Annotated in this window: 3 protein-coding genes, 2 tRNA genes, 2 rRNA genes and 1 pseudogene; 2 read left to right on the top strand and 6 right to left on the bottom strand. The window is 40.8% G+C overall.

Annotation, left to right across the window (positions count from 1 at the left end):
• Positions 1-434 precede the first annotated feature (434 nt).
• Positions 435-1130 (top strand): hypothetical protein, encoded by a 696-nt coding sequence (locus L2764_RS26325; RefSeq protein WP_248943303.1) that lies wholly within the window; start codon positions 435-437, stop codon positions 1128-1130.
• Positions 1131-1273: 143 nt separating this feature from the next.
• Here L2764_RS26325 and L2764_RS26320 read toward each other — a convergent pair whose 3' ends face one another.
• Together L2764_RS26320 and L2764_RS26315 are read right to left on the bottom strand one after the other, a co-directional pair.
• Positions 1274-1714, bottom strand: a complete 441-nt coding sequence (locus L2764_RS26320; RefSeq protein WP_248943302.1) for a transposase — start codon at positions 1712-1714, stop codon at positions 1274-1276.
• Positions 1708-2277: a transposase zinc-binding domain-containing protein gene (locus tag L2764_RS26315; RefSeq protein ID WP_248943301.1), complete on the bottom strand. Its 570-nt coding sequence runs from the start codon at positions 2275-2277 to the stop codon at positions 1708-1710. The genes L2764_RS26320 and L2764_RS26315 overlap by 7 nt, the downstream gene beginning before the upstream one ends.
• A 142-nt stretch (positions 2278-2419) precedes the next feature.
• Between L2764_RS26315 and L2764_RS26310 the strand changes: the two are divergent.
• A pseudogene (locus tag L2764_RS26310) lies at positions 2420-2958 on the top strand (IS630 family transposase); the annotation flags it as partial.
• A 161-nt stretch (positions 2959-3119) separates the two neighbouring features.
• Here the strand turns inward: L2764_RS26310 and L2764_RS26305 are convergent.
• From L2764_RS26305 to rrf (L2764_RS26290), 4 genes are all read right to left on the bottom strand, one after another.
• Positions 3120-3196: transfer RNA gene (locus tag L2764_RS26305), tRNA-Asp, on the bottom strand.
• 36 nt (positions 3197-3232) lie between these two features.
• Positions 3233-3348, bottom strand: a 5S ribosomal RNA gene (rrf, locus tag L2764_RS26300).
• 14 nt (positions 3349-3362) lie between these two features.
• Positions 3363-3438 (bottom strand) — tRNA-Thr (locus L2764_RS26295).
• 77 nt (positions 3439-3515) lie between these two features.
• Positions 3516-3617: ribosomal RNA gene (gene rrf / locus L2764_RS26290) — 5S ribosomal RNA — on the bottom strand; the annotation flags it as partial.

Genomic DNA, 3617 nt, shown 5'->3' with positions numbered 1-3617 from the left:
TCATGCCGTGTTATAAAAACCATTAACCGTTGTTTGAATTTACTCATCCCAAGACCGATTCAGCCCAAAAAGATTGAGCTGTTCATATGGTGAACAAGAAAATGTCGTGTATGATTATATTAACCATACTGTTGCAACTTTGCTTTGTTGTGTCGATTTTCCGAGGGCGTTCAATATTCTGTGTCAACGATAAGACTAAATATCCAGCACGTTATTTAAACGCCCTTCACAATAAATGGCCAGTTGCGATAAACATAAGCTGCAATTGTGAATAGGCATGGTCCATTTATCACTGGCATTCACTATGCTGCTTCTCTATCGAGTGTTCAATGCGGACGAATAACATGGATTGATACAGCATGGTCATTGAACATGTGAAAGCTAGCTATACTTATTCTGTCATTAACTTATTTTTTCGACGGAAAGGAGCCAAAATGAGTCAGATCTTAGCGGCATTAACGCAAATGAGGTCGAATATTATCACTCAGCTTAATGATGTTGCTAATGAGCAAGATGAGCCCGCGTTTGCAGCATTTAATTATGCTGATGGGAGCTGGGTGAATCGTATATGGAAAAATGAACATTTTCGTTATGCTCACTTGAATATTGTGAATATGAGCGGGCAGCAAGATTTTAGAGTGATCCACATGTGTATCTTTCCGCATTTTCATTCCAATGCGCCCATATTTGGTATTGATTTGATTGCCAATCACAAATTGATAACCGGAGCCTATCTTGATTATAGCCCTACATGTAGCGCCGAACACCCTTTGAGTATTCAATTTACTCAGTGTATGCGTTCATTGAATTGGAAGCGAAAGCGTGAATTACCTGAATGGGCTATTCATATTTTTTCGCCTAATATTCTCGCGATAGGTGGTATTAAAACTGACATTGAATTGCAGCAATTGATAAAGGTTGTGGATAACACATTGGCAGAGTATCTTAAACGTATTGGCGATTATCATCACAATATAGATGATGCTGTAGGCCGAAAAGCGCAGAACTTTTATTGTGAACAGCAAAAGAAAAACCTCCATTTGAGATCGACGAAGTTTATCACTACCTTAAAGATAGATGAGGATAAATTGGACACTTTTATTAATCTTTGCTATCACAGTGATAATTAAATCAGATTAAGGGCATTATCAATATAATGAAAAATAGTCCTGACAACATCTGACAGTGCTTTCTTGTATTTTGTTTGTAACATCTTTTTATAACAAACAGCATAAGAAAAACAAGGAAAGCTAGCAGAACAAACAGCAAAAGATCAAGGCACAAATATATCATAGAAAACACCTCTGTCAGGATGAGATAGCCGAACTAATTCCATATCATCACCACAAAATACACAAAATACACAAACTAGTGGGTTTCTACCTGCGACCTCTCTAAAAAAATCGCTATACTTCAAGCGACTAACGTAACTAATCATACCATCAACTAAATCTCCTGCTACTTTAGCGATTATATCGTACCATTGCTTAAAGCTCGCTGTCGCTTGTAACCCATAATACCGTATTCGCTGGAATCCTTTAGGTAGAATATGTTGCACCATACGGCCAATAAATACCTCCGCCTCAACACATTCATACTCTCGCTGCTTACTACTATGTGACTGATAATAACTAACATAACCATTATTCACATTGGTTATTCTTGACACTCCTATTGGTGGCGAAGTTAAATACTTGGTGAGATATTTCAGCAATCCTCGATAATTATTCGTCGGGACTTTTTGTCATTTCCAGGATGGGCATAGAATCCTTTGGGATGCTTATCCCAAAGTCCTTTGATGATACCGTTTAAGTCCCCAACACGACCCTCCATGCAGTTAAGTAATTCCTGCATGAGAGCCTCTAAGCACGCATGGCCCACACTCATTAACTCTGAATACAATGCTCCTTGCTGCGGATGATTATAGAAAATACCTCTAAATTCACTCGGTAAGGTTAACACCACCTGCCTATAGCGCACTCCAGGCAATAGTCGACTGGCTATTTTTTCCATACTTTCACGGGAATAGCGCTTACCGCACTGCGGGCAGGCTTTGCCTTTACAGCTAAAGTTAACGGTATGCTGCCCTTTACCACATGACAAACACTGATAGATAGCAAAACCTAATGCTTCACTACCACAATCCATCATCTTTTTAATTTCTTCATGGTAATACGGTTTATCGTATCTGGGGTGTTTTATTGTAAAGTTTATCCAATGGGAGACAAAAATGGATTTAAACCGCAATAATTTATTTTTAATACCATTAAAATTCATACAGCTAGATTGAAGTGTGTTGATAATTCAACCGATAGGATAATATCTTCAACAACAAAAGCCAAGAAAAAGCTTGAAACCTAGCTATACCAGGCCTTCCAAGAGGAAATCCCTAGATAGAATTAAAACGATCCATAAGATCCCCGAACACCTCCCTTTAGATCGCGTCGATATCTGGTTTCAAGATGAAGCAAGATTTGGCCAACAAAACACGACAACGAGAATTTGGGCCAGAAAAGGTACCAGGCCACGGGCTGTACGCCAACAACAGTTCAACTATGCCTATCTATTTGGTTCAGTCTGTCCAAGCAGAAGGATAGGTCGAGCAATAGTGATGCCGTGGACAAGCAAAGAAGCGATGCGCTTACACTGAGAGCAGATCTCAACAGTGACAGAAGCAGAACGACATGCAGTGATAATAATGGATGGTGCTGGCATACTGATGACATTGCAGATGAATTTAACAATATCAACATCATCAAGTTACCGCCCTATTCACCTGAACTGAATTCAATCGAACAAGTATGGGATTGGATGCGACAGCATTGTCTCGCCAATAGGGTTTTCAAAGATTACCAAGACATGGTCGATAGCGTTTGTAAAGCTTGGAATAGCTTTACCGAGAGTGCAGAAAGAGTCACGCAAATGTGTTCAAGAGACTGGGCAAAGTTGATCAGTTAGTTTTCCAGATTGGTCTTATATGCTGGAATTGGTATGACTACCAAGTGCATGGAAGTACAAATATCATATAGAACATGGATGCTCGAGAGTGACCACTCGGTTTTTCACTCATTTAAAACACGAAAAAGCCCTAGCATTGCTGCTAGGGCTTTTCGTAATGTTGGCGGAGTGGACGAGACTCGAACTCGCGACCCCCGGCGTGACAGGCCGGTATTCTAACCAACTGAACTACCACTCCTTTAGCTTCAGACTTGCGTATAAAGCTAAATTTGGCGTCTGGAAATGACCTACTCTAACATGGGGAGACCCCACACTACCATCGGCGCGATTGCGTTTCACTTCTGAGTTCGGAATGGGATCAGGTGGGACCACAATGCTATGGTTTCCAGACAAATTCTTTAAAATGGTGCTGATACCCAGAATCGAACTGGGGACCTCATCCTTACCAAGGATGCGCTCTACCGACTGAGCCATATCAGCAAAATCGATTATCTTATCTACTAGTCTTATGTGAATATTCACTGCATTTAGATAAAACGTCTTCGACGTTATTAGGCGCCTGGAAATGACCTACTCTCACATGGGGAGACCCCACACTACCATCGGCGCGATTGCGTTTCACTTCTGAGTTCGGAATGGGATCAGGTGGGGCCACAATG

This window comes from Shewanella surugensis (assembly GCF_023284005.1).
GTDB lineage: Bacteria > Pseudomonadota > Gammaproteobacteria > Enterobacterales > Shewanellaceae > Shewanella > Shewanella surugensis.
The sequence above is the reverse complement of the archived record's forward strand: the minus strand, read 5'-3'. Positions and strand labels throughout refer to the sequence as shown.

What these genes read in the sequence shown, in the direction of transcription:
- L2764_RS26315 (WP_248943301.1), bottom strand. Translation starts at nt 2,277, where the DNA reads ATGAATTTTAATGGTATTAAAAATAAATTATTGCGGTTTAAATCCATT.
- L2764_RS26325 (WP_248943303.1), top strand. Translation starts at nt 435, where the DNA reads ATGAGTCAGATCTTAGCGGCATTAACGCAAATGAGGTCGAATATTATC.